This window comes from Stenotrophomonas chelatiphaga (assembly GCF_001431535.1).
GTDB lineage: Bacteria > Pseudomonadota > Gammaproteobacteria > Xanthomonadales > Xanthomonadaceae > Stenotrophomonas > Stenotrophomonas chelatiphaga.
In genome coordinates, this window is record NZ_LDJK01000133.1 from 1 (window position 1) to 700 (window position 700).

General features: G+C 65.9%; 1 protein-coding gene. It reads right to left on the bottom strand.

Translation table 11 applies throughout. The features are described from left to right. Nucleotides 1–274 precede the first annotated feature (274 nt). Nucleotides 275–700, bottom strand: a 426-nt coding sequence (locus tag ABB28_RS17480; protein ID WP_057687622.1) for a glutathione peroxidase, incomplete at its 5' end; no start/stop codon positions are given.

Genomic DNA, 700 nt, shown 5'->3' on the forward strand with positions numbered 1-700 from the left:
CCGCCCGCGTCGCCGTAAAATATCAAAAAAAAGCGGAATGTTTCCGGAACGGGTTCAGAGTCCTTTCGCGGCGCGGAAGGACTCTTCCCCCTTCTTTTTTTCTCTCTTCTACGTGGCGGGAGGGGTTGGTGGGGGCGTTGAGTGCCATGGATGGCACGAAACGAGGCCCGCATGGACGCAGTTTTTGCCGTCCCCCACCAACCCCTCCCGCCCGGCCTGAACCTACCAACCCGCACTTCGCGCCCCCCCACGAGGGGCTGCGCCGTTCGCCGGATCAGGCCGCCAGTGCGGCGTCCACGGCTTCGCGCACGCGGGCGTCGTCCGCTGCGACGTCCGGGGCGAAACGGGCGATGACCTGGCCGTCGCGGCCGATCAGGAATTTCTCGAAATTCCACAGGATGCCCGGTGCCGGCTGCGCCAGGTCCTTGGCCGCCAGGCGCTCGCGCATCGGGCCTTCGCCGATGGCCTGCGGCTGCGCGGCGATCAGCTGCTGGTACAGCGGATGCACCTCATCGCCGGCCACGCTGATCTTGGCGAACATCGGGAAGCTGACGTCGTAGGTCAGCTGGCAGAACTGCTGGATGTCCGCTTCGCTGCCCGGCTCCTGGCCGAGGAAGTTGTTGGCCGGGAAGCCGAGCACCTCCAGGCCCTGCGCCTGCTTTTCCACATACAGCTTCTGCAGGCCTTCGTACTGCGGGGT